Source organism: Coleofasciculus sp. C1-SOL-03 (genome assembly GCF_040220555.1).
Lineage (GTDB): Bacteria > Cyanobacteriota > Cyanobacteriia > Cyanobacteriales > Coleofasciculaceae > Coleofasciculus.
Map to the genome: position 1 here is coordinate 1 of NZ_JAVJUO010000048.1, position 24,838 is coordinate 24,838.

22 protein-coding genes and 2 pseudogenes are annotated in these 24,838 nt (G+C 46.5%); 10 read left to right on the forward strand and 14 right to left on the reverse strand.

Annotated features, from left to right (window positions below; genetic code table 11):
• Positions 1 to 182: pseudogene (locus RIE73_RS07060) on the forward strand (zinc ribbon domain-containing protein); the annotation flags it as partial.
• 17 nt (positions 183 to 199) lie between these two features.
• Here RIE73_RS07060 and miaB read toward each other — a convergent pair.
• Positions 200 to 1,555, reverse strand: a complete 1,356-nt coding sequence (miaB, locus tag RIE73_RS07065) for a tRNA (N6-isopentenyl adenosine(37)-C2)-methylthiotransferase MiaB (RefSeq protein ID WP_446400517.1) — start codon at positions 1,553 to 1,555, stop codon at positions 200 to 202.
• Positions 1,556 to 1,943: 388 nt separating this feature from the next.
• On the opposite strand from miaB, the gene RIE73_RS07070 reads away from it, so the two are divergent.
• Complete coding sequence (locus RIE73_RS07070; protein ID WP_446400518.1) at positions 1,944 to 2,198, forward strand: UPF0175 family protein; 255 nt, start codon at positions 1,944 to 1,946, stop codon at positions 2,196 to 2,198.
• Complete coding sequence (locus tag RIE73_RS07075; protein ID WP_446400519.1) at positions 2,188 to 2,676, forward strand: DUF3368 domain-containing protein; 489 nt, start codon at positions 2,188 to 2,190, stop codon at positions 2,674 to 2,676. Before RIE73_RS07070 ends, RIE73_RS07075 begins: the two co-directional genes overlap by 11 nt.
• A gap of 52 nt (positions 2,677 to 2,728) precedes the next feature.
• Here RIE73_RS07075 and RIE73_RS07080 read toward each other — a convergent pair whose 3' ends face one another.
• Entirely contained in the window at positions 2,729 to 4,843 is a 2,115-nt protein-coding gene (locus RIE73_RS07080) for an NACHT domain-containing protein (protein ID WP_446400520.1), read from the reverse strand.
• Positions 4,844 to 5,252: 409 nt separating this feature from the next.
• Positions 5,253 to 5,375 (reverse strand): hypothetical protein, encoded by a 123-nt coding sequence (locus tag RIE73_RS07085; RefSeq protein WP_446400521.1) that lies wholly within the window; start codon positions 5,373 to 5,375, stop codon positions 5,253 to 5,255.
• A 294-nt stretch (positions 5,376 to 5,669) separates the two neighbouring features.
• Between RIE73_RS07085 and RIE73_RS07090 the strand changes: the two genes are divergently transcribed.
• Positions 5,670 to 6,875: a histidine kinase dimerization/phospho-acceptor domain-containing protein gene (locus RIE73_RS07090; RefSeq protein WP_446400522.1), complete on the forward strand. Its 1,206-nt coding sequence runs from the start codon at positions 5,670 to 5,672 to the stop codon at positions 6,873 to 6,875.
• A 186-nt stretch (positions 6,876 to 7,061) separates the two neighbouring features.
• On the opposite strand, the gene RIE73_RS07095 is transcribed toward RIE73_RS07090, so the two are convergent.
• Positions 7,062 to 7,586: a calcium-binding protein gene (locus RIE73_RS07095; RefSeq protein ID WP_446400523.1), complete on the reverse strand. Its 525-nt coding sequence runs from the start codon at positions 7,584 to 7,586 to the stop codon at positions 7,062 to 7,064.
• Between the two features lie 2 nt (positions 7,587 to 7,588).
• Positions 7,589 to 8,317, reverse strand: coding sequence for an alkaline phosphatase (locus tag RIE73_RS07100; protein ID WP_446400524.1), 729 nt, complete (start codon positions 8,315 to 8,317; stop codon positions 7,589 to 7,591).
• 175 nt (positions 8,318 to 8,492) lie between these two features.
• Here RIE73_RS07100 and RIE73_RS07105 point away from each other — a divergent pair, with 175 nt between their 5' ends.
• Positions 8,493 to 9,779 carry a nucleotide disphospho-sugar-binding domain-containing protein gene (locus tag RIE73_RS07105; protein ID WP_446400525.1) on the forward strand — a complete coding sequence of 429 codons (1,287 nt, stop codon included), beginning with the start codon at positions 8,493 to 8,495 and terminating at the stop codon, positions 9,777 to 9,779.
• Positions 9,780 to 9,805: 26 nt separating this feature from the next.
• Here RIE73_RS07105 and RIE73_RS07110 read toward each other — a convergent pair.
• The 3 genes and pseudogenes from RIE73_RS07110 to lepB all read right to left on the reverse strand — a co-directional run.
• Positions 9,806 to 12,298: pseudogene (locus RIE73_RS07110) on the reverse strand (5'-nucleotidase C-terminal domain-containing protein); the annotation flags it as partial.
• Between the two features lie 335 nt (positions 12,299 to 12,633).
• Positions 12,634 to 13,092, reverse strand: a complete 459-nt coding sequence (locus RIE73_RS07115) for a hypothetical protein (protein ID WP_446400526.1) — start codon at positions 13,090 to 13,092, stop codon at positions 12,634 to 12,636.
• A 314-nt stretch (positions 13,093 to 13,406) separates the two neighbouring features.
• Positions 13,407 to 14,036: a signal peptidase I gene (lepB, locus tag RIE73_RS07120; protein WP_446400527.1), complete on the reverse strand. Its 630-nt coding sequence runs from the start codon at positions 14,034 to 14,036 to the stop codon at positions 13,407 to 13,409.
• 194 nt (positions 14,037 to 14,230) lie between these two features.
• On the opposite strand from lepB, the gene RIE73_RS07125 reads away from it, so the two are divergent.
• From RIE73_RS07125 to RIE73_RS07135, 3 genes are all read left to right on the forward strand, one after another.
• Positions 14,231 to 15,550: a dihydroorotase gene (locus tag RIE73_RS07125; RefSeq protein ID WP_446400528.1), complete on the forward strand. Its 1,320-nt coding sequence runs from the start codon at positions 14,231 to 14,233 to the stop codon at positions 15,548 to 15,550.
• Between the two features lie 74 nt (positions 15,551 to 15,624).
• On the forward strand, positions 15,625 to 16,140 hold the full coding sequence (locus RIE73_RS07130; protein ID WP_446400529.1) for a DUF1499 domain-containing protein: 516 nt from the start codon (positions 15,625 to 15,627) through the stop codon (positions 16,138 to 16,140).
• A 158-nt stretch (positions 16,141 to 16,298) separates the two neighbouring features.
• Entirely contained in the window at positions 16,299 to 16,592 is a 294-nt protein-coding gene (locus tag RIE73_RS07135) for a DUF4926 domain-containing protein (RefSeq protein WP_446383641.1), read from the forward strand.
• Positions 16,593 to 16,688: 96 nt separating this feature from the next.
• Here the strand turns inward: RIE73_RS07135 and RIE73_RS07140 are convergent, their stop codons facing one another.
• The 6 genes from RIE73_RS07140 to RIE73_RS07165 form a co-directional block, all read right to left on the reverse strand.
• The gene (locus RIE73_RS07140) at positions 16,689 to 17,105 is read right to left on the reverse strand and encodes a hypothetical protein (protein WP_446400530.1); all 417 of its coding nucleotides are present in this window, start codon (positions 17,103 to 17,105) and stop codon (positions 16,689 to 16,691) included.
• Positions 17,106 to 17,318: 213 nt separating this feature from the next.
• Positions 17,319 to 17,846 carry a tetratricopeptide repeat protein gene (locus RIE73_RS07145; protein WP_446400531.1) on the reverse strand — a complete coding sequence of 176 codons (528 nt, stop codon included), beginning with the start codon at positions 17,844 to 17,846 and terminating at the stop codon, positions 17,319 to 17,321.
• 37 nt (positions 17,847 to 17,883) lie between these two features.
• On the reverse strand, positions 17,884 to 18,669 hold the full coding sequence (locus RIE73_RS07150; protein ID WP_446400532.1) for a transporter substrate-binding domain-containing protein: 786 nt from the start codon (positions 18,667 to 18,669) through the stop codon (positions 17,884 to 17,886).
• Between the two features lie 216 nt (positions 18,670 to 18,885).
• Entirely contained in the window at positions 18,886 to 19,242 is a 357-nt protein-coding gene (gene rplT, locus RIE73_RS07155) for a 50S ribosomal protein L20 (RefSeq protein ID WP_446400533.1), read from the reverse strand.
• A gap of 45 nt (positions 19,243 to 19,287) precedes the next feature.
• The gene (gene rpmI, locus RIE73_RS07160; protein WP_446400534.1) at positions 19,288 to 19,485 is read right to left on the reverse strand and encodes a 50S ribosomal protein L35; all 198 of its coding nucleotides are present in this window, start codon (positions 19,483 to 19,485) and stop codon (positions 19,288 to 19,290) included.
• Positions 19,486 to 20,037: 552 nt separating this feature from the next.
• Complete coding sequence (locus RIE73_RS07165) at positions 20,038 to 21,930, reverse strand: tetratricopeptide repeat protein (RefSeq protein ID WP_446400535.1); 1,893 nt, start codon at positions 21,928 to 21,930, stop codon at positions 20,038 to 20,040.
• Between the two features lie 33 nt (positions 21,931 to 21,963).
• On the opposite strand from RIE73_RS07165, the gene RIE73_RS07170 reads away from it, so the two are divergent.
• Complete coding sequence (locus RIE73_RS07170; RefSeq protein ID WP_446400536.1) at positions 21,964 to 22,086, forward strand: hypothetical protein; 123 nt, start codon at positions 21,964 to 21,966, stop codon at positions 22,084 to 22,086.
• A 305-nt stretch (positions 22,087 to 22,391) separates the two neighbouring features.
• Positions 22,392 to 24,827 (forward strand): phosphoenolpyruvate synthase, encoded by a 2,436-nt coding sequence (gene ppsA / locus RIE73_RS07175; protein ID WP_446400537.1) that lies wholly within the window; start codon positions 22,392 to 22,394, stop codon positions 24,825 to 24,827.
• Positions 24,828 to 24,838: the final 11 nt, after the last annotated feature.

Here is a 24,838-nt window from a genome sequence, read left to right on the forward strand (position 1 = left end):
ATAGGGACATAGCTTCGGCACAAGAAATCTGTAATCGGGGTTTTGAACAACTGAGTACCCAGGGACTCTGGGGGAAAGAAATTGGCTGTCAAGTCGGGCTGTCGGGGGCATGGGTCCTAGATAAGTGGCGCAGGGCAGCAATGTCTAACAGCGATGTTGGAAGCCTACACCATAATCTTTGATTTGGTGTAGGAGGATGTCACCAAGGGGCTAAAGTTAACGCTTCACCCGTGAGACTAAAGGCGCGAACTTCGGTAATTTTTACCTGGACTAACTGTCCTTTTAATTCATTAATATTCCCGCTAAAGAACGTCAACCGATTCCCCCGCGTGCGCCCCATCACTTGGCTGGAATCCTTGGGATTTTGGTCTTCGACGAGAACCTCTTCAATCCGCCCGAAATACCGTTGCGATCGCGCGGCGGCTTTGGTGTTCACTAAATGGTTGAGCCGTTGTAGGCGATCGCTCTTTACCTCTTCACTCAGTTGATTCTCCCACAGGGCGGCGGGGGTACCAGGGCGAGGCGAATAAGCGGCGGTGTTTAATTGGTCAAATTCAATATCCTCCACCAGTTTCAACGTATTCTCAAACTGTGCCTCGGTTTCTCCGGGAAAGCCGACAATCGCATCCGCACTAATCGACGCATCGGGCATATAATCGCGAATGGTATTAATAATTCGGCGATATTTTTCCTGGGTGTATCCCCGCGCCATGGCTTTGAGGATATCGTTATCTCCGGATTGGAAGGGAATGTGGAAATGTTCGCAAACCTTGGGCAATTCCTTACAAGCGCGAATTAGTCGTTCGGTGAAATAGCGGGGGTGACTGGTGGCAAACCGAATCCGCTCAACTCCGGGGACATCGTGAACATAATAAAGTAAATCTGTCAAGGTGTGCTGATGCCGTCCCGATTCAGTCACGCCCGGTAAATCTCGCCCGTAAGCATCAATATTTTGTCCCAGCAGGGTAATTTCCTTATACCCTTGCTGTCCTAATTCCGCCATTTCCGCCCGAATCGCCTCCGGGGTGCGGGATTGTTCCACACCGCGCACATTGGGGACAACGCAGTAGGTGCAGCGTTCGTTACAGCCGTAAATTACATTCACCCAAGCCGTAACGGTGCTATCGCGGCGGGGTTTGGTAATGTCTTCGACGATATGGATGGGTTCAGTGGCGACAATTTGGTTCCCGTCGGAGACTTGTTCGAGTAAGTCTTGCAGGCGATTGGCGTGTTGAGGTCCCATAACTAAATCTAATTCCGGGACACGCCGCAGCAGCGCTTCTCCTTCCTGTTGAGCGACACAGCCAGCGACAATTAAGGTAAGGTCAGCTTGTTCTTGTTTCCGCTTTGCCTGTCTACCCAGGTAGGAATAGACTTTTTGTTCGGCGTTATCGCGAATCGTGCAGGTGTTGTAGAGGATCAGGCTGGCGTCATTGGGGTCTTCTGACCACTCAAATCCCATATCTTCTAAGATACCAGCCATGCGTTCGGAGTCGGCTTTGTTCATTTGACAGCCGAAGGTGGTGATATGGTAGCGACGGGGAGAGGTGGTCATGTTAAGTCGTAGGGTTTTGATATTGCGTACAGATTATCATTATAAGTTTTGGCTGATGATGGCATGAGTATCCCATCTCCAAGAGCGATCGCACAAGTTTGTAGTCGGGGCTTTAGCCCCGTTCCCAAAGCGATCGCGCTAACCTAGTTCATAAATCGTTTGGGCGGTGTACGGTACATCCTTGTGTTTTTTTAACGCAGAGGGACGCAGAGGTCAACGCAGAGGGGCGCAGAGGTGTTTATGATGGTTTGGGGTCAGATTGTTTATTTTATTATTTTACAGGTCTATGTGGTATCGCGGCGTAAGTTCTGAAGTTGTTTGACAGGCTAAGCTAAGTCAGGTTTGAGTTTAATGCTAGGGTTTATAGTTATCAAGTTGAGATTTTTTTATGACATCTGTATCGATTGAACTTCCCAAAACTGTATTCTCTGCACTGAAGAAGAATCCCGATGAATTTGTCCAAGAGATGCGAATAGCCGCTGCTGTAAAATGGTATGAAATGGGGCAAGTTTCTCAAAGTAAAGCCGCTGAAATTGCTGGAATAACTCGCGCTGAATTGATTAATGCGTTGTTTCGGTATCAAGTAGATTTTATGCAATACACGGCTGAGGAGTTGGCAGAGGAAATGGCGAATGTTGATTAAGCGCGTGGTGATTAATGCTTCACCTCTGATTGTCCTATTTAAAAGTCAACAAGCCGATTTATTGCCTCAACTTTTCTCGGAAATTATCGTGCCAGTCGGTGTCTGGGATGAAGTAACAGGAACCGCTCAAAACGATGCTGCTTCTCGGCAATTATCTAAGGTTACTTGGGCGCAACGAGTAGAAATTGGAGAGATCCCACAAGAAGTGGCGGCGTGGGATTTAGGCAAGGGGGAATCGGAAGTATTAAGTTTGGCTCTAAACGATTCCAATTTGGCGGCGATTGTTGATGATAGAGCCGCACGTCGCTGTTGTCAAGCTTTAAGTATTCTTACAATTGGAACAGGTCGCTTAATTATCCTGGCAAAACAACGAGGATTAATTGATTCCGTATCTCCCAGGATTCAAGCCTTGCAAGATGCTGGTTTGTGGTTGTCAGATAATTTAGTTAATTTACTCAAACAACAAGCAGGAGAGTAATTCATCACCTGTTTCTCCTTCAGCGTGAATCGAGACACAATCGGAACTTGGATTATCCATTATTGGGAACCCGCAACATCCGTTCTTCAATCTCTGCCCAGGTTTTGGGCGATACCCGCACGGCTGATTTCTTGCACTGAATTATTAGGTAATTTACGTAAAAATAATTGTGAAAGGCGCTTGTTTTTTTTACAGATAATTGGATAATATATTTTTTTAAATTAAATGCTTTTAACCAAATATGCAAGAGTTTATTAGCAAATTCCTTATGCACTTTATATGGTTGATTGCTGTCTGGTAATTTAGTTTTAAGAGATTCTATTCTTGCAATCATTAAAGTGAAATCTATATTCTTGAATATTTTTATTTTTTCTAAATCGCGGGTGAGATTTTTGGCAATCTTCAGACTAACAGCACGATCTCTGACATAACTAAGGTTGAGGGTAGATACGAAATCATCAGCATTAGCCAAATTTCTGGAAAAGCCAAGAGTCCGGGCTATCGCTCTGGCGTAGATATTAAGATGAAGGTAGTTAGCATAATCAAGGGTGATAGCATTGGCAAGAGTATTCGCAATAACGTAGGCGATCGCACGTTTTGCCACAGGATTTATATTGCTTTCAGAATCCGCCGTTACCCAATCTGTCCAACGTAATAACGCTTGTAACCGGGGAGTATTAATATAGGTTTGCGCTTCTTTTTCCATCAACAATAGCAATTCATCTGCCCCACCTCGCATTAGTCCAGAAACTAATAAGAATACCTCTTGCCAGCGCTCATCGCTAAGATGTTCAGTAACTAACTTATCAATTTGGCGATGATCATCAATATATTGTGCCGTTAAATATTCCTGAAGCGTCAAGTGGGAAAACGAGTAAACCCCTTCTGCCCGTTCGACTAATACTCCATGTTGCACTTCAATTGACCTTAAAACCGCTTCTCCATGAATCAACGTTTCATCCGGGAGCATTTCTGCCAAGAGTTCCTCGATTTGATCGGCAATTTCCCGTCTGGGCAAAAATAAATGGTCTGCCTGAAACGCATCATGGGCAATTTCCGACAGCATCATTTCCTTACGTTTGGTATCCAATCCCTTGTAAAGGTCATCTTGAGAAACACCTTTTTCTGCTGCCCATTCTTCCAGCAAGACGCGCAATGCCCGTTCATACAGCGTAGCGCGGTTGGTAGGGAATTTCCGTGATCGCTGATAGAGCAAACAGACTAACGTCAGCAACAACGGCGTCTGTGTAAGTTCCTTCGCCGCTTGGTTTTCCTGATCATTCAGCTTTTTCCAGCACTCTTTCCCCGTCTTAGGTTCATGCCTAAACCAATTACTAATAAAATTTTCAATCTGAGCATCATCAAACTCTGCCATTGCCACATCGGTAAAGCGGCGGAAGTTGTGGCGATAAGCGGCAACTCGACAGGAAGTAATAAAGCGATTCTTATCATGTAAATCGACAAAGTTCTGAATATGCTGAATTACCTGATTCATGCGCTCCGTTGGCACTTCATCCAATCCATCCAATAAAATCAGCAGTTTCCCTTGTTCCAACGCTTTAGCCGTAAATTCCTGGTGTGTGGGAAAGCCACAGATGCGGAATTCTTCAGCAATTTTATGTTCAATCTCAATCTCACCCTGGTTAAACGTCTTGAGTTCAATTAATACCGGAATACAAGCGTGTTTAAATTGTCCCTTCTTTCCCTTCAGCACTTCCAATCCCATCCGCCGCAAGAAGGTAGACTTTCCCGCACCGGGACTTCCTAACACCATCAAATACTGCTTTTGATTGGCGACAGTGATTCCGGGTTGCTTGGGGCAATCTTTAGACTGAAAACTCCGCTGTTTTGCTTTCCGATAGATAAGTTCCAGGGTTTCAACCGATTCAAAACTCTGAATCGCAGCGTCATCCAAGAATTGCACCGTGGTATAAACCGATTCCAAAGAAACAGGTTCTCGCATTCCCAAGACTTTCAGAATGCCATGACGTTCTGTATAATTCTGTGCATATTGTCGAGAGGCTTTAAAAATCGCTTGTTTGGCTTTTTCATCCAGGGTTTTGCCAAATAATCCCAGAACTTTACCCCCTTGTCCCCAGAGGGTTTGGAAAACGGGAACAGCGATTCCGCTAATCGCTTGAGCGATGAGAGCTTCAGATCCAGTCATGGCGGTAAGAATGCAATGGTAGGGGAATACTATGCAGGTTAACGACTATTCTAGACAAAACCCTGTAGGGGCAATTCATGAACATTGGATGTCAACTCCCTTTGAAGGCAGGGCTAATTTCATTGTAATGAAAGAAAATTAGGGCGACCAGGATTATTCAGTCTGTAAGATGGTTCTCGGTGGGATATCAATTCCGGTTAAATGCTCATCCTTGCAGTACGATATTACAAGGGTTTAAGACTATTTTTACAATGACTACCTAAACGGAAGTGATCGGAAAAGCACCATTAGACTGAAGTCCCCCTTGTCCAGATGTACTCTGGGACGGCGTCAAGCATTATACAGTAGTGCAGCGCGGCAGAAATAACTAATCAGTTAACAAGCTCCTTAAAAGCAGCTACCATAAGGCTTATAGCCTTCTGCCCTCTGCCTTCGGACTTCTGCCTTCTTGTAGTAGTGCTTTACTCGCCAGATATGCCGCACCGACAAAAAGGGGGAGACCACCGGATACTTTGCTTTTTTGATTTTTCACAACCTATTTAGGATTGCTATAGCTTTTTCAACTATAGCGTTAGCTAAAGATTTTATAATAACCAAGCGTTAAGCTAAAATTAATTCAATCTTAACTCCAAAAAACCTTAATAAAATTTACAGCTATTTGTTTAAAGCTTATATTAAACCAGTTACAGAAATAAAATGCCATTGTTATAATCAATTTAACCCAAACCAATCAAAAACATTGTAGCTAAACTTCAAACTTTTACCAAGTCAATCAAGTGCATCAAACTCCTAATTTGAGTAAACCCTAAACAACTGAATTAAAATTGTGCTTGTTCAACAATTAGATAAACTGACGCTCGATTCAACCTTGGCTCACCTCCCTAGCCATGACTTTCAAGTTGAATTAACCACATTAGGTCAGGTTGTCTCACAAGAATTCCAACAGCATCCAGAACTACCCGGCGTCATAATTACGGATGCCAATCAAATTATCGGCGTGATTTCCAGAACGCAATTCTTTGAGTGGCTCAGTCGTCCCTATGGGTTAGAAACGTTCCTCAAACGCCCGATTCACTCATTGTGGAAGATGATTGCCAAAACTGAAGGGATTTTCAATACCGAAAAATTAGCCGAAAAGTACCTGCTGCTGAGTAACACTTGCTCCATAGAAAAAGCCGTAAACTTAGCGCTCAATCGTCCCGCATCGTTAGCTTATGAGCCGATTATGATTAAATGGGAAGATGGGCAGCGGCGGTTGCTGAATATGCAGGCGTTGCTTTTAGCTCAATCCCGCTTATTCGCCCTAGCCAAAGACGCGGCTGATGCAGGTAACAGGGCGAAAAGTGAATTTTTAGCTAACATGAGTCATGAACTGCTCACGCCTCTGAGTACTATCCTCGGTTTCACCCAACTGATGAGCCGCGAATCATCCCTTTCTCCGGAACACCAGCACTATTTAGGTGTGATTCAGCATTCAGGCGAACATCTGTCGGAATTACTTGATCAGATTCTGTTGGGGAAAAAAACAACATCGGCGTTTGATAGTCAGGTAGCTATTGCCAAAGCCGATAAAATTAAGACCCCTCAAAACAATCGCCAGGTGATTGGACTAGCACCGGATCAACCCCACTATCGGATTTTGTTGGTGGAACATCGTCCGCAGATGCGGATGTTTTTGGTCAAGATGCTGACATCTATTGGCTTTTGTGTTCGCGAAGCTGAAAATGGTCAGGAAGCAGTGGAAATTCGCTCCAGCTATTTGCCTCACCTGATTTTAATGAATATGCGAGTGCCGATAATGGATGGCTATCAAGCCACTCGCCGAATTCGGTCTGTCGAGAAGTTCCGCCGCAGCTTTTCTCAAGAACAAGCAACTGTGATTATTGGTTGGCTTGTTAGTGCTTCTGCTGAAGACAGTTCTCAGGTTTTATCAGTCGGCTGCAATGATTTTATCGGTCAGCCTTTCCGTGAGGAAGTGCTTTTGGAAAAAATCGCTCAACATTTAGGAGTGCGCTATCTGTACAAGGAGTAAATTCCTGCCTATCTACGATTAATTTTAAAGTTTATATAAAAACTTGCCTGTCAGAAAGAGGGGTCACAGACTGAAACGCTTATCGACTGGGTTGGGCTAGAACTTACCGAAGAATGAAATGAGGTTATCCCAGATCCCCGACAACTCCTACGAAGTCGGGAATCTTGCTTGGACTTGGTAGTAGTATTAGACCGCTACGAAATAATCCTGAGTCAGATTACTCGCATCCACCTGATTCAGAATTGCCAACGTTTCGTTGTCTAACCCAATCAGCGTATTGTCGCCATCCTGAGTGATGGTTAACTGTCCAAATGTCAGGTCTCCGACCAAACCGATGAAATCTTCACCACCATTGAAATCAACAATCGTGTCGGTTCCTTCACCCGCAGCCAGGACAAACGTATCACTTCCCTGACCCCCAGAGAAGTCATCGCCGGTCAAGGTATCATTACCCAAACCGCCGCGCAGGATATCATCCCCATCATCACCCCAGATTTGGTCGTCGCCGTCTTCACCCAAGAGGATATCATTACCCCCTTTACCGCCAATCCGGTCATTCCCGTTACCACCGTAAATCACGTCATCCCCGCCGACTTGACCGCCAGAAGAACGACTGTTGCGATCGCCCCGCAGTACATCGTCACCATCTTCACCGACAATGATGTCATGACCCATCTCGCCAGCAACGGTATCATCACCGTCACTCGCCACGATCAAGTCATCCAGGTCAACCTTCGGGATAAGAAGAAACCATCGGGATCTTGATTGAGTACCGATAACGTCGCATTCGTTGCTTCCGTCAACGTGGGATTCTCCACACTACCGGGAGTGACAGATGGATTCCCTGGCGTATCAGACGCCTGATGGAAATCGAAATTGCCACCCTCACCACCAAACAAGCCGAAGAGTTTCTCCCCAGCAGTAACATCGATCGTCTCGGCGGCTGTCAGTAAAGCATCACCGCCATCAACCCCGGCTGTCCATTCCACAAAGGTATAGCCAGCGTCACCAGAGTTCAGCGCATTGTAATCTGACTCTGAGAGATAGCGAAAACGACCATAGGTATCGGGATGACCCCCACCAATCACCACATCAGGCTGAGTGGTGTTGATGATTTCATTGGCGATTTCAAAGTAGTTGTTACGATTAACGTTATGGCTCACAAACGCCGCAGGTGTGGCGTGGCTGAAGGGTACAGTGCTAACGACACCGATGGAAAAGCCTTGGTCACTGCGTAATGTTTCTGCAATCGTTGTTAATGCACCATCGGCTGGATCACCCGTTAGCCAAGCAATATTGCCAGCATCGGTTTTCTGCCCTGTGGCGATCGCGGTGGCGGCGGATGCTGAATCGGTTGCTGGTTCTTCTTCGTCGATCTGTTTGAGGAAATAAGCGTCACGAATTAGAGTTTCTGACATGGGTAAGGTAAAGTAACCTACCATAAAGCTACTCCTAGAATGCTTATTGAACGTGTCTGGAAAGATCGACCTCTCTAAGTAAATACTCCTCGTGCAAGTTTAACTCGTTATTATTATTCGGTTAAAAAGGGTTTGATTGTAATGTTTTGAAATCAATATACAATTTTTTTAATCGACTCAATGAAACGATGGGCAATAGATGATGCAACGAAATCGTTTAGTATTTTTCCCAGCCACCTGGAATTTAGCGGAAACCACGCGAACACTGGCAGTGGCAAAAGCATGTCGCCACTGGTTTGATGTACACTTTGCCAGCTACGGAGGACAGTTTGAACCACTCATTGAAGATGCAGGATTTGCCCTGACGAAGTTGTCGCCTCGCCTGACCCCCCAGAAAATCGAACATCTCTATCAGATTGATCAAGGAGAAAAACTGGGGTCATTTTTTTCTTTAGCAGACACCCGAGAACGAGTGAAAAATGAAGTAGCATTTCTGCAAAACCTGCGTCCTCTCGCCGCGATTACAGGCTTCAATACCACGGTAACCCTATCCTGTCGTGTGGCAAAGATACCCTTGGTGTGGCTGACACAATCCACCTGGGATATGGAAGCGATGATTGATCAGGGACTGGGTTCCTATATGGATGATCTTGAGCGTCCCCTGATCAGACACCTACCAGACACTGTGTTGCAATGGCTAACCAAGCTGGCTGTTACTTATTTCAGCAAGGCGATTCTCAAACCGTTGAATACAGTAGCACAGGAGTATCAAGTTCAACCCCTCAAAGATATCTACGAACTTTGGCAAGGCGATTACAATTTATTGGCTGAACCCGACAACTTTTCCGGATTAGAAAAACGACGCCAAACCGATTATTATATTGGTCCATTAATTGCCAACTTGGATAAAGAAATCCCCCCAGCCGTACTTGAATGGATGAATCAAGATAAACCTCGGGTCTATTTTTCCATGGGTAGTTCTGGACGACCTTCTGTGATTAAAGCCATAGTGGAAGGGTTTAGGGATCAACCCTTTAATGTGATTTCCCCGATGCAGCGAAAAACAGAAGGTTTAAATATAAACGTTCCGTCTAATGTGCTTCTGACCGATTGGTTACCTGCTTTGCAGGTGAATCGGCTGGCTGACATCGCCGTGATTCATGGCGGTATTGGCACCGTGATGACCGCAGCGTTGGCAGGTAAACCCATTGTGGGGGTGGGAATGATGTACGAACAAGAATACAATCTCGACTGTCTGGTGCGAAAAGGGTTTGCCAAGAGAATCCGTCGAACCACTATTAATCCAGATAAGATTAACCAGGCAATAACGGTGCTATTGAATAACCCGGATGCGAAAGACAAGGCGAAAGCCTACAGCAGACAGCTAGAGAAATGGTTGAACTTACGAGACGAAAAGATCAGAGAGTTTTTTGTATCTTTGGATGAAGGTAGGTTAGCTGATCCGGCGATCAGTTCCCCACGCTGAATTAACAGCGTGGGATGAATCCGGTTTTAAATCACCAGAAAAGAAGTCTCAGTTAAATTAGCGACATTCACCTGATTGAGAATAGCCAACACCGTATCATCTGCCGATTTAATTAAGGTATTCCCGTTTTGTTCACTAAAGGACAACTGACCGAAGGTGAGACCATTCGCCAAACCGATCGCGTCAGTTCCCACTTCAAAATCAACAATGGTGTCCGTTCCTTCTCCCACAGCCAACACAAAGGTATCACTCCCTTGACCACCAGAGAAGTCATCACCCGTTAAGGTGTCATCACCCAGACCGCCGTAGATAATATCATCGCCATCATCGCCCCAGATTTGATCATCACCGGCTTCACCCCGTAGAGTATCATTACCACTCTTACCACCGATGCGATCGCTCCCTGCACCCCCGTAGATGAGATCATCACCTCCAGCTTCACCCACTTGGGCGCTGCGGCTATTGCGATCGCCCCGCAGTACATCATCACCATCGCCACCTCGGATCACATCATCACCGAGTTCACCAGCAGCGAGGTCATTCCCAGCAAAGGCGAGAATTAAATCCTGATTTGGGGTACCAACCAGGGTATTTGCCGCATCCGTTCCCGCGATCGCGCCTTCACCAATGACGGTATCGCTACGAACGTCTAGGTTTTGAATGCGAGTGTCGAGTGCAGGAGGTACATCTTGATTATCAAAGGGCGTTTGGCTATAATTATCAGCCAAATACTCCGCTAATGCATCTTGTTCAGAACCATCAACTGTAAAGGTTGCTACCCCTGTGCGAGGTGCATCGTCGGCTTTTGCCAAGTTGACTTGATTGGCAGAGTCTCCCATGGGGAAGGGATAGCCATCGCCACCACCCGCGAGAAAGCCTAATGTAACCATACGGAAGCTGCGATCGGGATTGCCAATGAGTTCACCGTTAGCAACAACCACATCCGTGACATTACCATCACCATCCTGAATCGCTAAGGATTGAACCCGATCGCCGACGGGCAAATCAGCATCAAAACTAAACGCCATCCCCCCAACTTGGGGAAACCGCCCCGGCGTTGCACCGGGTTCTGTCTGGGAAACCCCATGTTCAATAATCTCCAGGAGTTCTTGGGCGGTTACCGTGACTAAGGTTAACCCGTTGTTGAAGCGGAGGGAGTTGGAAATATCCAGTTGCGAAATATCGCCTTCTTCCTTACCAGCGAGGGGGTTGGGTTGGGGCGGGAGTTTGAGTATATCTTCGGGATCTGTTGAACCAGGAGGATAGGTGACGACACCAATGTTATCGCGAATCCCACCCCCATTTTTCAGGGAAATCACCACACTGGGGTCAGACTCCTGCGCGATCGCTAGGTTCGCATCGGCGGTAAGATTTCCCAAGTTGGTTTCTTGGGTGCGGACATCGCTGCGCGTCCCATTAAGAAAGACATCGGTATTGCCAAAAATATTACCCTCTTGGCTAGCGATGACATCCCGCAACTCCTGGGTAATGTCCACAATATCGGGGTCAGGAGTGCCACCCACAGCGGCGACGCCTTCCTCATCGGTGGCGTAAGCACCACTGATCGTGGGGTCGATGCTATCAGGAATAATCACACCGTTCTCGTCAAAGTCAACCACCAAGCGACCCACATATTTATAGTTCCCATCGGTGTTAACTACAGCAACGGGATTGCCATCAGCCGCTGTCTTTAGAATCGGATAAGCACCTTCCACTTCATCGCCAGCGCGAAGGCGATCCGTTTCATCAGCTAGCAGCGTATTGGAACCGCCAGCGACAATAATGTCTACATCTGCCAAAGCGCTAGCCAGTTGTTCTTCAATCCCGATCTGCTGCATGTGCGCCAGCAGGATCACTTTGTTAATATCCGAGTTATTGGTTAGCAGGGTATTAACCGAGTCTTGAATTTCTGTGGCTAACGCCTGAATATCGACGGGATTAGCCGAATCAAATTCAATCGGCGCAACGCCAACATCACCAGGAGAGGAAATCTGGGGTAAGGTTGGCGTCGTCGCACCAACAACACCAATGCGTTCTCCATTAACGGTAATAATGGTATTGCCAGCAATACTGTTCGGAATAGTGTCGGCTTCTTGCCCATCCGCCACCACAAGGGGCGCTAAATTTTCATCACTGCTAAAGTCCAGGTTGGCGCTGAGATAGGGAAACTGAGTTCCCGGATAATCACCCTCCGCCGCAATCACATCCGCGATCGCACCCGTACCCAGGTCAAATTCGTGGTTACCAAAGGCGATCGCTTGAAAGCCTAACTCATTTTGGATTAAGATATCGCCTCGTCCAGCACCACCAAACGCCGTGCGACTGGCGGAGAAAAAGGGACCCGGAATATAGGCATCTCCGGACGATAAAACCAGGGTATTGGGAAAGTCAACCCCAGGGATACCATCAATATCTTGCGTTTTCAGGGCGTTGAGAACTGCCGAAAAGCGCGGCGCATCCTCTATCGCTGGGATTCCCCCTTCTTGGTCAGCCGCATGTAGTAACTGGAGTGTAAAGTTAGCCATGTTTAATTAACAAAAAACTCAGGTTGTTCAGGTGTTATCCTCAGCTAGGGCATAAACGGGAAGAGAAAGCGAATCGAGGAATTTCTGCACAGCGCTATCACGGCGGAATTGACCTCTTCTTGTTTTCCCGTCCTTTTATGTAACCTAAATTACAGATGTCAAGCCGCTTACTTGGTAATATTTCTATTTTTTTTGAGTACAAATATACTCTGCCAAAGTTTTGTAAAGAAATGGTTAATTACTTTTTAAGAATTTACATCTTTATCAAGTCTTTATGTTAAGTGTTTAATCTTTACAGAATCTTCACATAAGTCAGAGTGGGGAGAGTGCTAGCTTTCGCACCAAGGTGCAGGAGTATCGCCCAAATCCGGAAAGTACACCCTTGGTAGGGTTAGCCGGATTTTGGCTTGACAGGTGCGATCGCAAACTTTGAGGTATATTTCGTCAATATACAGAACCGTCAGACTCGGATTCACTACCCAATGATTGAGGCGACGTAGGGGCGCATAGACGTGCGCCCTTTTCCCCCGGTGCGCCCTTTTCCCGACTTTTTTGGCTAGATCACGTAAAAATGAGCGTTGTATATCAGCGATAAAATTGAAACGAAAGAGAAAACCAACTGGCATATCTTGTTCAGCAGATTTTTCATTTTGCTTCTGGATTATATTTTTCAAATAAACAAATTCATCCTTGAAAAATGCTGAATAGTTAAGCACCACTTCCGGTGGACTCTTCTTGGATGTTCGCTTTCGGTAAATCTCAATAAAATTTTCACCCAAATACAGCAAATTTCTCTGCGTACCTCTGCGCCATCCTTTGCGTACCTCTGCGTTAAAAAAATATAATATGAGTGCGAAAGTCTCATGTACGGTTCTCAGGGGAGGGGAGAGGGGCGACCCTCAAACTTTACCCGACCATTACGCCCAGAAAACATAAGAAATTAGGGCTAAGGTTCCCTTACTACGAACCCAAGCTAATCTACCAAATTAGGTGTGCCACGCCACTACAAAAGTGACATGCGGATCAGGTCATACAGAAAAGGGGAGGAATTTCTCCCCTTCCCTTGCTCCTCGGCTTTCCTGCAAGCTTCACCGAAAACGTTTTAGTCTACTGGCTGTTGCATCTGGGTTGAAGGAGATGCGTCTGGAGCCACAGATTCGATCACATCGACTTCACCTACCCGATTGAGGGGCCAAAAGCGGACGATCGCTCGTCCAATAATATTTTCACGCGGGACAAAACCCCAATAGTGAGAATCGTAGCTATTATTGCGATTATCTCCCAAAACCAAATAGTGGTTTTCCGGCACAGTCACAGGTCCGTAGCTGTATTCGGCTTCCTCTTCGATATATTGTTCCCGCAAGAGTTGACCACTGACATAAACTCGTCCCCCCTTCACCTCAATGGTTTCGCCAGGAAGACCAATCACTCGCTTGATAAAGGCGTCTTTGAAATTTTGTTGCTTGAGCGCTTCTGTGGGAGAAAAGACAACAATGTCTCCGCGCTGGGGTTGACGGAAGTTATAGCTAATCTTATCGATAATCAGGCGATCGTTAATCTGAAGGGTGGGTTCCATAGAACCCGAAGGGATATACCGCGCTTCTGCCACAAAGCTGCGAATCCCGATCGCGAGAAAAACACTCAAGCCAATGGTCTTGAATCCCTCTACCCAGGGATTTTCTGGCTTTTGTACCGATTGTTTTTCAGGGTCTCGATTTTGGGCACGAGTCATAGCCGTTGAATCACCTTAAGCAATCACGAGTTGGACGATGGAGGAAAATCGGCGGAGGAAAATCAGCCGATTAGTCGGCTCATCTCTTCTAATGTAACCGAAGCGGTTATAACCGACGGGGTTCCTCTAGTAACTGGACAAAATTCGCTTTAAAGTAGGAATACTGAAGCTATTGGGAATTTTAGCATTTTCTTATGTCCTCTGACTCAAGCTTACTCATCCGCCATGCTCGTATTCTCATGCCCACAGGGGACATTTTGCTGGGAGATGTCCTCACTCGTGGTCGAGAAATTGTCCAGATTGCCCCAGACATCTCAGCTTCGGCAGATAGGGAAATCGACGCGACAGGGTTAACATTGTTGCCGGGAGTCATCGATCCACAAGTTCATTTTCGCGAACCGGGCTTAGAACATAAGGAAGACTTATTTACCGCCAGTTGTGCTTGTGCCAAGGGAGGCGTTACCTCATTTCTGGAAATGCCCAACACTCGCCCCCTAACCACGACTCAAGCCGCCTTAGACGATAAGCTGAAACGGGCATCCGAGAAGTGCTTGGTTAACTACGGCTTTTTTATTGGCGCAACGCCCGAAAATTTGCCCGATCTGCGTCAGGCACAGCCGACCTGTGGGATTAAGATATTTATGGGTTCAATGCGTGGGGATTTATTGGTGGATAGCCAGGAGGTCATTGAACCTATTTTTGCCGAGGGAAGTCGGCTGATTGCCGTTCATGCTGAAGATCAACAGCGAATCAGGGAACGGCGGGAAAAATTTGCTGGAATTAATGATCCGGCAATTCACTCCCAGATTCAAGATAATCAAGCCGCCCTGAATGCGACTCAACTCGCCCTAAAACTCTCGAAAAAATATCAGCGACGGCTGCATATTCTGCATCTGTCTACCGGGGAGGAAGCTGAGTTACTGCGTCGAGATAAACCCAGTTGGGTAACGGCGGAAGTCACCCCCCAACACCTGCTGCTAAATACCAGCGCCTACGAGAAAATCGGCACCTTGGCGCAAATGAACCCCCCCTTGCGATCGCCCCAGGATAATGCCACCCTTTGGCAAGCCCTATTAGATGGCGTCATTGACTTTATTGCCACGGATCACGCCCCTCATACCCTAGACGAAAAAGCTCAAACCTATCCCAATAGTCCATCAGGAATGCCGGGAGTGGAAACATCCTTAGCCTTAATGCTCACCCAAGCCATACAAGGACGCTGTACCCTTGCCCAAGTCTCCAACTGGATGTCTACGGCTGTAGCTAAAGCCTATCGCATTCCCAACAAAGGCGCGATCGCTCCCGGTTATGATGCGGATTTGGTCTTAGTAGACTTGGAAAATTACCGTCCGGTGCGGCGAGAGGAACTGTTAACTAAATGTGGTTGGAGTCCCTTTGAAGGCTGGAACTTAACCGGATGGTCGGTAATGACTATTGTTGGGGGTCAAGTGGCTTATGAACGAGGCAAACTGAACACAGATGTACGCGGTCAAGCCTTGAGGTTTGATGGGTAAAAATGACGTAGCTTGCTTCTTTTCGGGAGCGAGTATGACAAAGGACAAATGACGAGTGACAAAGGACAAATACGATGACCTTAGAAGCGCAAAAGCGATCACCATTTAAAGCTATTTTGATCGGCTTGATTGCTTTAATTTTCATTGTTGCCTGTTCTATAGGCGTAACCTTAACTGTTTCAGGAGGAGAGATGTTTGCTGGAAAACGACCCACGAATCTTGGTGTTGAGTCAGGGAAATTAACCGCATGTCCCGAAACGCCAAACTGTGTCAATAGTCAAGCTCAAGATGCCCAACATAAAATTGATCCGTTAACCTATAAATCAGCACCAGCTAAGGCAATAGCTGACCTGAAAACCGTGATTGAGAACATGGAAAGAACCCAAATTATCACGGAATCAGAGAATTATCTTTACGCCGAATTCGCGACTAAGCTGATGGGGTTCGTCGATGACGTAGAATTTTTCCTAGATGAAGGAGCGAATGTTATCCATGTTCGTTCAGCATCGCGTTTAGGACAATCCGATTTAGGCGTCAACCGCAAACGGGTGGAAACCATTCGCGCCAAATTCAACGAACTGCAAACCTAACAGGACTTACGCACAAACGCCACATATATATAGTAGGGTACGGCAATGCCGTGCCCCTACAGGTAGCGCCTGTGCTGTATGGATTATCGATATAGGTAAAGAAAATCCTCGATTTGTTACCGCTAGACCCTTTATAGAAAGTAATGGATAAAGAGGATATGCTTAAAGAGTTAGATGTAGTAACATTAACGCACGATATTCAAGAACATGGACTGAACAGGGGGAGTAGGGGAGCGATTGTTCATTGCTATAAAGATGGACAGGCGTTTGAGGTAGAATTTGTCAGTGAAATGGGGGATACACTGGCTTTACTAACATTGGAGAAAGCCGATATTCAACTTGAACGAGAAGCAATTCGAGGACAAGTTGGGAAAATTCTTGATACTTTACCCGCTGATTTATTGGTCGAGGTGCGAGATTTTGCTGAATTTTTACAACAGAAGCATCAGTGAGGTACTTCAGATCCCCGACTTCTTCAAGAAGTCGGGGATCTTGCTTGGATATACTATACTTCATCAACCATCAAATAGGCTGTAAGTGATGGGGACTCACTGCTTTTTCATGTCACGAGCCATTTTGCGGAACATATCCATGCTGGAATCGCTAGAATCAGCGCGGCGGCGCTCAAAACGGTTTGGTTGTGACTCACTCACTGGCTGGTTTTGAGGAGTTGGTAGCGGTTCAGGAGTGGCGCTGATTTGTTTATTGGAACGGATGACTTGCCCAAAAGCCGAGGTTTCGACCTCCTGCTGTAAGCCCTCCCCTAGGTTGTCTTTCTTTTTTGCAAACCGCTTCTTCACAGATTTGGGCGATCGCATATAGTTAATATTACCAAACGTCTTGGCGTCGTCTGGCTCTAAGAAGTAGGATCGCCGTTTTTGGGCTTCTGCTGCTTGTTCGGCTTCGTCTGTCTCCTCATCGACGTACTTGCTCTTTAACCCAAATAAATCACTCAGAAATCCCATAGCGAACTAATCCTGACCTTAATTGATTACCTTTGTTACTTTATGTTAACAATAATTAATAATTATGTAAATGTTGTTCTAAAACTAGCTGAGTGAGGTAATAAACTGTGTAGTTCTTCTGCACTACATTGGTCAGCGATAGCCTGTCAACCTGTAGAGACGTTGCATGCAACGTCTCTACAGGATCTATGTAGGGTTCAAGCCGCAGAAAATTTAGCTGGATGGCACTAGCCGCTTGCGGAGGGATTCAGCTCGCCGCTTCGCCGTATCATTCTTCGGTTCATACTTGAGCGCTGCTTCATACGCCTCTAACGCTTGAGCGGTTAGCTGCTTGCGCTCGTAAACGTGACCCAAGTTATTGAGAGCTGTCACATAATCTGGCTCTAGTTTTAAGGCTTCCTTATACTGGCGAATAGCAATATCGTACTGATCCTGGGCAAAGTAGGCAAAACCGAGAGCATTATGAACCGGAGCTAGATTGGTTTCTGAAGCATCTGTAGCTTTCAGTGCTTTTTGGAATAGAATAACAGCTTGAGCAAAGAGTTTCTTGTCCAGATAGATGCTACCCAACTCGTAGTAGTCTGGGACTGACCCTCGCTCTTTTTGCAGCTTTTGCTCCAGCTTGGAGAGGGTGCTTTCGATTTTACGGGTTTTGAACACTTGGCGAATTACTGCCAAAGCTGCAACGCCAAGCAGGACTAACAATATGATTAGATAAATTTGTGGCAGGGTTTCATCCATAATCCTGTGCAACTTATACGGGACGGGTTTCAATCTTTTATAATGGTAAACCCCAAGCGGCAGCACGTTCAGCTAACCAACCTTCGGCATGCCAACGTTCGATCGCCTGATTGACTTGTTGTCGTAGTTCAGTATACTGCAATCCTTTAGGCATTACCACTGCCAAAGCTGCACCAGATAAGCGATAGGGGAGCAATCGATACGCTGGGTATTGCTGTACCCATCCTGTCAGAACCGTCTGATCAGCTGCAAAGGCGTTAGCGTCTCCCACCTCTAGCAGAGATAGCGCTTCTTGGTAGGAATCAACCCCAACCAATTGGGCATCGGGTAACGCATACTTAATCACTGGGATTGTACTTGAACCCTTGAGAACCGCGATGGTTTGGTTATCTAAATCACTCAATAGATTAATTGAGGCATCTTTGGTGATAATCCCTGCACCATCCAAATAATAGGGGATACTGAAATCAACCAAGCGGGCGCGGGAATCCGTTACCGTTACTCTAGCGATCGCAATATCAACCCGATCCTCAAATACCACACTCAAGCGATCGCGATTCGCCACTGGCTGTAAAACCAACGCCTCCGGGTTCCCTAGCAATTCTTTCGCCAGTCGTCGGGCGATATCAATTTCGAGTCCTTGTAGCCTTCCCGTCGCATCACGAAAGCCCAAGGGACGCACATTATCTTTGACCGCAACAATTAATTGACCCCGTTGCTCAATTTCTGCTAATTCAGCCGGATAAGCGGATGGAGGTGGTAAAACAGCCACCCCCATCAATCCAAGTGCCACACCGACATTAATAAACCTTTGGTCGATCATCTATCTGGGATTAGGGATTAGGGATTGGTGGATTAGGTAAACCGTCCCAACACTCGATATAACCTGGTTTGTCGGGGCGGGTTTAGGGACTTTCGTTTCACTATTGATGATCACGTTGGTTCAAAACCCGCCCTCATCTCCCCCTGCTCCCAGACGTAGCATGCTACGTCTCTACATTGCTCCCTCTGCGATCTCAACCGACACACTCTAACGAACTTACTTTGCGCCTTGGCTGGCAAGTTCTACCACCTTTTTAAAGCTGGCGGGATCTAATACAGCCAACTGCGCCAGCATCTTGCGATTGAGCTGAATATTCGCCTTTTTCATCTGACCCATAAGCTGACTGTAGCTCATGCCATTCTGACGAGCCGCCGCATTGATCCGAGTAATCCAGAGGCGGCGAAAATCCCGCTTGCGCTTACGGCGATCGCGATAAGCGTTCCGCAGCGCTTTCATCACCTGTTGATTGGCTGTACGAAAGAGTTTGGAATGAGAACCCCGATATCCTTTCGCCAGCTTGAGAACTTTCTTGCGTCGTTTACGGGCGACGTTACCGCGTTTTACTCTTGCCATTGTTCCTAATTGATATGAGCTAGATGGTGATTTGTCTAAAGCAGTCTAAAAATAAGGCAACATCAGGCGCACATTTTCGGCATCCCGTTCATTGACCAAACTCAGTTTCGACAGACGCCGCTTCCGTCCTGAGTTTTTGCGCTCCAGTAAGTGGCTCTTAAATGCCTTGCGTCGTCTAATTTTACCGCTTCCGGTGGGTCGAAAACGTTTGGCGGCTGCTTTACGGCTTTTCAGTTTCGGCATAAACAACTTTGAATAAGGACACAATCTACAATTGTACTACTGTTTTGCTCTGTATTGTAAAGATTTAATCTACACCGGGCTATGTCAGGGTGAAAGGCAATACGGTTGGGTTAAGGGAAGCAAGGGCTGTAGGGGCGACCCGCCGTACTCAATTGGTATCACCCAACCCTTAATTGTATCGGGTCGCCCTGGACAAAAACCGCGATATTTTAATCATAAGTGGGTGGACACAATTAAAGTTAACGGTTGAGATTAGGGAACAGGGAACAGGGAACAGTAAGGGTTTGAGGGCGATTTACAAAAATTAATACAGTACCGTTTTCTTTTGTCCGACTACTTAAATGGCAACAATCTCGACAATTCCAGGTCAACACCGCCCGGTATTTTTAATTGTCGGATAAGCCGTAGGGTATCAATAATTATCTGACACCGCATACATTAGATGAGGGCGAGTCGAGATACCTTGATGCTCACGCCGCCTACGATATGCAGCGACTCGCCCCTACAACCATTGATTATAGTTTCTATCCAAAATAATAAAAACCTTTAAACTTAGTTTGGCGAGGGAGTCACTCTAGACAGTTGAGACTGCGCCGCTTCATAACAGTCCAGTTTACCTGAATCACGGCAAAGTTGAGCCGCTTGCTGTAAATCGTTGATCGCGGCTAATCGATTTCCCAGTTGGGCTTGGGCTAACCCTCGCTCGTAGTAAGCTGAAGTATAATCAGGATTTCGTTCAATCGCTTCGGTGTAATCCGCGATCGCACCTAGAGTATCTTCGATTTCCTGACGGGCTACTCCTCGGTTATAGTAAGATTCTGCCGCCTCTGGATTCAATTGAATCGCTTCCGTATAATCCGTTATCGCCCCGCGACTATCTCCCCGACGCTGACGGGCTAAACCACGGTTTTGATACGCTAGGGCATTATTAGGTCGTAAATTAATCGCGGTGGTACAGTCGTCAATCGCACCTTTTTGATTCCCTAAATTAGAACGAGAACGACAGCGTTTCCAGTAAGCCGTGACCAGATTGGGATCACGTTGAATGGCTTGGGTATAATCATCAATGGCAGCTTGTTCCTGTCCTAAGTCGGCGTAGATTTGACCTCGATTCATCCAAGCTGGGGTAAAATTCGGGTCACGTTGCAAAACTTGAGTATAATCAGCTTTAGCCCCTTGGCGATCGCCTAACTCCAGGCGCAGATTTCCCCGTTGATAATAGGCGTCCGCATTTTGGGGATTGAGTTGAATCGCCTGAGTCAAATCAGCTAAAGCGGATTGAGTTTTTCCCTGATCGGCGTAAATCTTTCCCCGATAATAGTAAGCTGTGGCATTTTGCGGCTGATAGGTAATGGCTTGAGTATAGTAGTCCATCGCCGCCTGCGATTGTTGGGCTTGTGCTTGGGTTTTTCCTTGGTGGAGAAAGTATTGCGCCATTAGGCGTTGCGGGAGGCGCAGGGTATACGCCAGAACTAACGCCGTGATTCCCACCAATCCGATAGCCACGAGGATAACCTGGGGTTTCAACTGACGACTAGGATAGGTAACTGTGGCGATCGCAGGATTGATATTCGGTAACGACGGTAGGGAAAATTGAGTAACTGTGTTCCTCTCCGGGATACGACTGAGATCCGCTAGCACAGTCGCCGCTTGGTGATAACGATACTGGCGATCAGGATGCACCATCTTATCCAGGATAGCAGCTAACTCTGGGCTAACTTGGGTGTAAGCTTGCCAAGGGATGGTTTCACGTTGACCATTGTTCACTTGTTTGAGTTCGGTTAACTCGCTGGCGGATAATCCAGTCATAGCTTGAATGGCGATGATTCCCAAGGCGTACAAGTCGCTATTGACTTGCAGGGGTTCGGGAAATGGTTGGGGCGATCGATTAACAGAAGTCGGATGACGCGGATTGGAGGCGGATTGGTGGAATGATTGGGCGATTTGGGGACTCAGTTGGTGGATAATTCCCCAAGTCGTTAGCACGAATTTGCTATCTCTTTGGCGACGGATAATTGTGGAAGGCTTGAGGTTTCCCAAGACTGCACCCTGTTTATGGACAAATACTAAGATATTGAGAAGTTCGTTTAACAGAGTAATCACCTGATTTTCAGTCAGCGGATCACCGGGGATAAGTTCGTCAGTTAAAGGATGACCGCGAATAAACTCTTGAACCAGATAAAACTGATTCATTTGGGTAAATGAGGTGATCAATCGGGGAATTTGCTCATGTTGACCCAGCTTTTTCAGCAATTCTGAGGTTTTTTCCAGAAGACGGAAAATAGATTGTCGAGTTGGAGAGGAGTTCGGCGGGAGTCGGATTTGCTTAATCACGCATTGAGGATGCTGGGGAGAGTGAAGATCTACCACTAAATAAGTGCGACCCAATTCATCGGTATCCAGGACTTTGATGAATTGGTAACGTCTTGCTAGGAGTTTACCCATAATTGATGCACGCTGACGCTCTGTGCAAAAATTATGACACAAATGGCAAAATCCCCATTTTTGCAAAAAATCTGTTATGATGGCACGACAGAAAAAGCTCCAGAGGCTATCTGGAGCTGTTTTGAACCCGTGAATGTAGATGAACCCGTGAATTAAGATTCAGTCGAAAGAGAAATTGTAATACATGTTGGACGAGATTGGCTACACCCATACAGCCAATCTTTTACTTTTTTGGAAGCATTTTGGGTTAAGGGGGCGGAGGGAAGCAATGTAGAGACGTGCCATGGCACGTCTGGAAGCGGGGGGAGATGGGGAAGATGGGGGAGATGGGTAAGGGATTTCCTAATCAACAAAGGACGAAGGACGAAGGACGAACATTTCTGTTAATTTTTCGTAACGTATTAGTGATCCCAAATATTTTATAAAGCTACACTAAAATTATACGGTTAAGAAAAAAAGTTATGTTAACCTCAACCCCTCAGGCATCTACCCCAGTCCCGAAAGATCAATCGTTAATCCTCTGGTTTGATCAAATCCGACTGGATGACCTACCCTTTGTCGGGGGCAAAAATTCATCTCTGGGTGAAATGATTGGACAACTCACTCCCCAGGGAATCAATGTACCGACTGGGTTTGCGATTACGGCGTATGCGTATCGTTACTTTATCGAAAGCGCCGATTTAGAAGTCAAACTGCGCCACCTGTTTGCCGATTTGAATGTGGATGATGTGAGTAATCTGCAACAGCATGGGAAAAAAGCGCGACAGTTAATCCTCAGCATGGAGTTTCCCCTAGAACTGACCCAAGCCATTCGTACAGCCTATCAGGAATTGTGCGATCGCTATGGGGAGGGAACGGATGTCGCGGTTCGTTCCTCGGCGACGGCGGAAGACTTACCAGATGCGAGTTTTGCGGGTCAACAGGAAACCTATTTAAATGTAAATAGTTTCAAAGGCGTGCTGGAATTTACCCATAAATGCTTCGCCTCCCTGTTTACCAACCGCGCCATTGCTTATCGGGAACATAATGGATTTGACCATTTTGATGTGGCACTTTCGGTGGGAATTCAGAAAATGGTGCGGTCTGATTTAGCCTGTTCCGGGGTGATGTTTTCTATTGATCCCGAAACGGGATTCAACAATACCGCATTAATTACCGCCGCTTATGGCTTGGGCGAAAATGTGGTTCAGGGTGCCGTTAACCCCGATGAATACGTGGTCTTTAAACCCACCTTAAAACAAGGAAGTCACCCGATTCTGGAGAAACGCCTGGGAACCAAAGAAATTGAAATGATCTACGACGAAGGGGGTTCGAGACTGACGCGCAATGTGCGAGTCGCCCCCTGTGACCAAAAGAAATTCTGCCTCAAAGATGAAGAAGTCTTACAATTAGCGCGTTGGGCGGTACAAATTGAAGACCATTATTCTCAACTCCGGGGACTCTATACTCCCATGGATATTGAATGGGCAAAAGATGGCATCACTGGGGAGTTATTTATTGTCCAAGCGCGTCCGGAAACGGTACAATCCCAGAAATCGGCACAGGTTCTCAAAACCTATCAGTTGAACCAACGCAGCGAGGTATTAGTGACAGGGCGTAGTGTGGGTGCAGCCATTGGTCAAGGAATGACCCATACTATTATGGATGCGTCTCACATTCATCTGTTCCAGCCGGGGGAAGTCTTAGTTACCAACCGCACTGATCCCGACTGGGAACCGATTATGAAAAAAGCCAGCGCCATTGTCACCAACCAAGGGGGACGCACTTGTCATGCGGCAATTATTGCGCGAGAAATGGGGATTCCGGCGATTGTTGGCTGTGGGAATGCAACCGAGGTATTAACCACGGGTCAACAGGTGACAATTTCCTGTGCGGAAGGGGATGAAGGACGAGTTTATGATGGGTTATTACCGTTTAAGGTACAAGAAACTCCCCTCGATAATTTACCCCGCACCCGAACTCAAATTTTAATGAATGTAGGTAATCCAGATCAGGCTTTTGGGTTAGCCGGAATTCCCTGTGATGGTGTGGGTTTAGCACGGTTGGAGTTTATTATTGCCAATCATATTGAAGTTCATCCCTTGGCGTTGATTCATTATCATCAATTGCAGGATGAATCAGTGAAAGCGAAAATTGCCCAGAAGACGAAGAATTATGCCGATAAACCTCAGTTCTTTGTCGATAAATTGGCGCGTGGCGTCGGGATAATTGCAGCGGCGTTTTATCCCAAACCTGTAATTGTGCGAATGTCTGATTTTAAGAGTAATGAATACGCTAACCTTTTAGGCGGTCAAGGTTTTGAACCCAAGGAAGATAATCCCATGCTGGGGTGGCGAGGGGCGTCGCGGTATTGTGATCCGAAGTATCGGGAAGCCTTCGCGTTGGAATGTCAGGCGATAAAGCGGGTAAGGGATGAGATGGGGTTAACCAATGTAATTCCCATGATTCCCTTCTGTCGCACTCCTGATGAGGGGCGTCAGGTGGTAGCGGAGATGGCGAAAAATGGTTTACCCCGTGGCGTGAATGGGTTGCAGGTGTATGTGATGTGTGAGTTACCGAGTAATGTGATGGAGGCGGATGAGTTTGCTGAAGTGTTTGATGGGTTTTCGATTGGGTCAAATGATTTGACCCAATTGACGTTAGGATTAGACCGAGATTCGGCGTTAGTGGCGCATATTTTTGACGAACGCCATCGCGGTGTCAAGCGGATGGTGAAGTTGGCGATACAAACCGCGAAAGAGTGTGGGCGTAAGATTGGCATTTGCGGTCAAGCGCCTAGCGATTATCCGGAGTTTGCTAAGTTTTTAGTGGAGGAGGGAATTGATTCGATGAGTTTGAATCCCGATTCAGTGTTAAAAACGTTGTTGATGGTGGCTGAAGTAGAACATCATTTGTAGGGTGAATTCGT

What these genes read in the sequence shown, in the direction of transcription:
- rplT (WP_446400533.1), bottom strand. Translation starts at nt 19,242, where the DNA reads ATGGCAAGAGTAAAACGCGGTAACGTCGCCCGTAAACGACGCAAGAAA.
- ppsA (WP_446400537.1), top strand. Translation starts at nt 22,392, where the DNA reads ATGTTAACCTCAACCCCTCAGGCATCTACCCCAGTCCCGAAAGATCAA.
- RIE73_RS07170 (WP_446400536.1), top strand. Translation starts at nt 21,964, where the DNA reads ATGACACAAATGGCAAAATCCCCATTTTTGCAAAAAATCTGTTATGAT.
- RIE73_RS07100 (WP_446400524.1), bottom strand. Translation starts at nt 8,317, where the DNA reads ATGGTAGGTTACTTTACCTTACCCATGTCAGAAACTCTAATTCGTGAC.
- RIE73_RS07070 (WP_446400518.1), top strand. Translation starts at nt 1,944, where the DNA reads ATGACATCTGTATCGATTGAACTTCCCAAAACTGTATTCTCTGCACTG.
- miaB (WP_446400517.1), bottom strand. Translation starts at nt 1,555, where the DNA reads ATGACCACCTCTCCCCGTCGCTACCATATCACCACCTTCGGCTGTCAA.
- RIE73_RS07075 (WP_446400519.1), top strand. Translation starts at nt 2,188, where the DNA reads ATGTTGATTAAGCGCGTGGTGATTAATGCTTCACCTCTGATTGTCCTA.
- RIE73_RS07145 (WP_446400531.1), bottom strand. Translation starts at nt 17,846, where the DNA reads ATGGATGAAACCCTGCCACAAATTTATCTAATCATATTGTTAGTCCTG.
- RIE73_RS07150 (WP_446400532.1), bottom strand. Translation starts at nt 18,669, where the DNA reads ATGATCGACCAAAGGTTTATTAATGTCGGTGTGGCACTTGGATTGATG.
- RIE73_RS07080 (WP_446400520.1), bottom strand. Translation starts at nt 4,843, where the DNA reads ATGACTGGATCTGAAGCTCTCATCGCTCAAGCGATTAGCGGAATCGCT.
- RIE73_RS07125 (WP_446400528.1), top strand. Translation starts at nt 14,231, where the DNA reads ATGTCCTCTGACTCAAGCTTACTCATCCGCCATGCTCGTATTCTCATG.
- RIE73_RS07135 (WP_446383641.1), top strand. Translation starts at nt 16,299, where the DNA reads ATGCTTAAAGAGTTAGATGTAGTAACATTAACGCACGATATTCAAGAA.
- RIE73_RS07105 (WP_446400525.1), top strand. Translation starts at nt 8,493, where the DNA reads ATGATGCAACGAAATCGTTTAGTATTTTTCCCAGCCACCTGGAATTTA.
- RIE73_RS07130 (WP_446400529.1), top strand. Translation starts at nt 15,625, where the DNA reads ATGACCTTAGAAGCGCAAAAGCGATCACCATTTAAAGCTATTTTGATC.
- lepB (WP_446400527.1), bottom strand. Translation starts at nt 14,036, where the DNA reads ATGACTCGTGCCCAAAATCGAGACCCTGAAAAACAATCGGTACAAAAG.
- RIE73_RS07140 (WP_446400530.1), bottom strand. Translation starts at nt 17,105, where the DNA reads ATGGGATTTCTGAGTGATTTATTTGGGTTAAAGAGCAAGTACGTCGAT.
- rpmI (WP_446400534.1), bottom strand. Translation starts at nt 19,485, where the DNA reads ATGCCGAAACTGAAAAGCCGTAAAGCAGCCGCCAAACGTTTTCGACCC.
- RIE73_RS07165 (WP_446400535.1), bottom strand. Translation starts at nt 21,930, where the DNA reads ATGGGTAAACTCCTAGCAAGACGTTACCAATTCATCAAAGTCCTGGAT.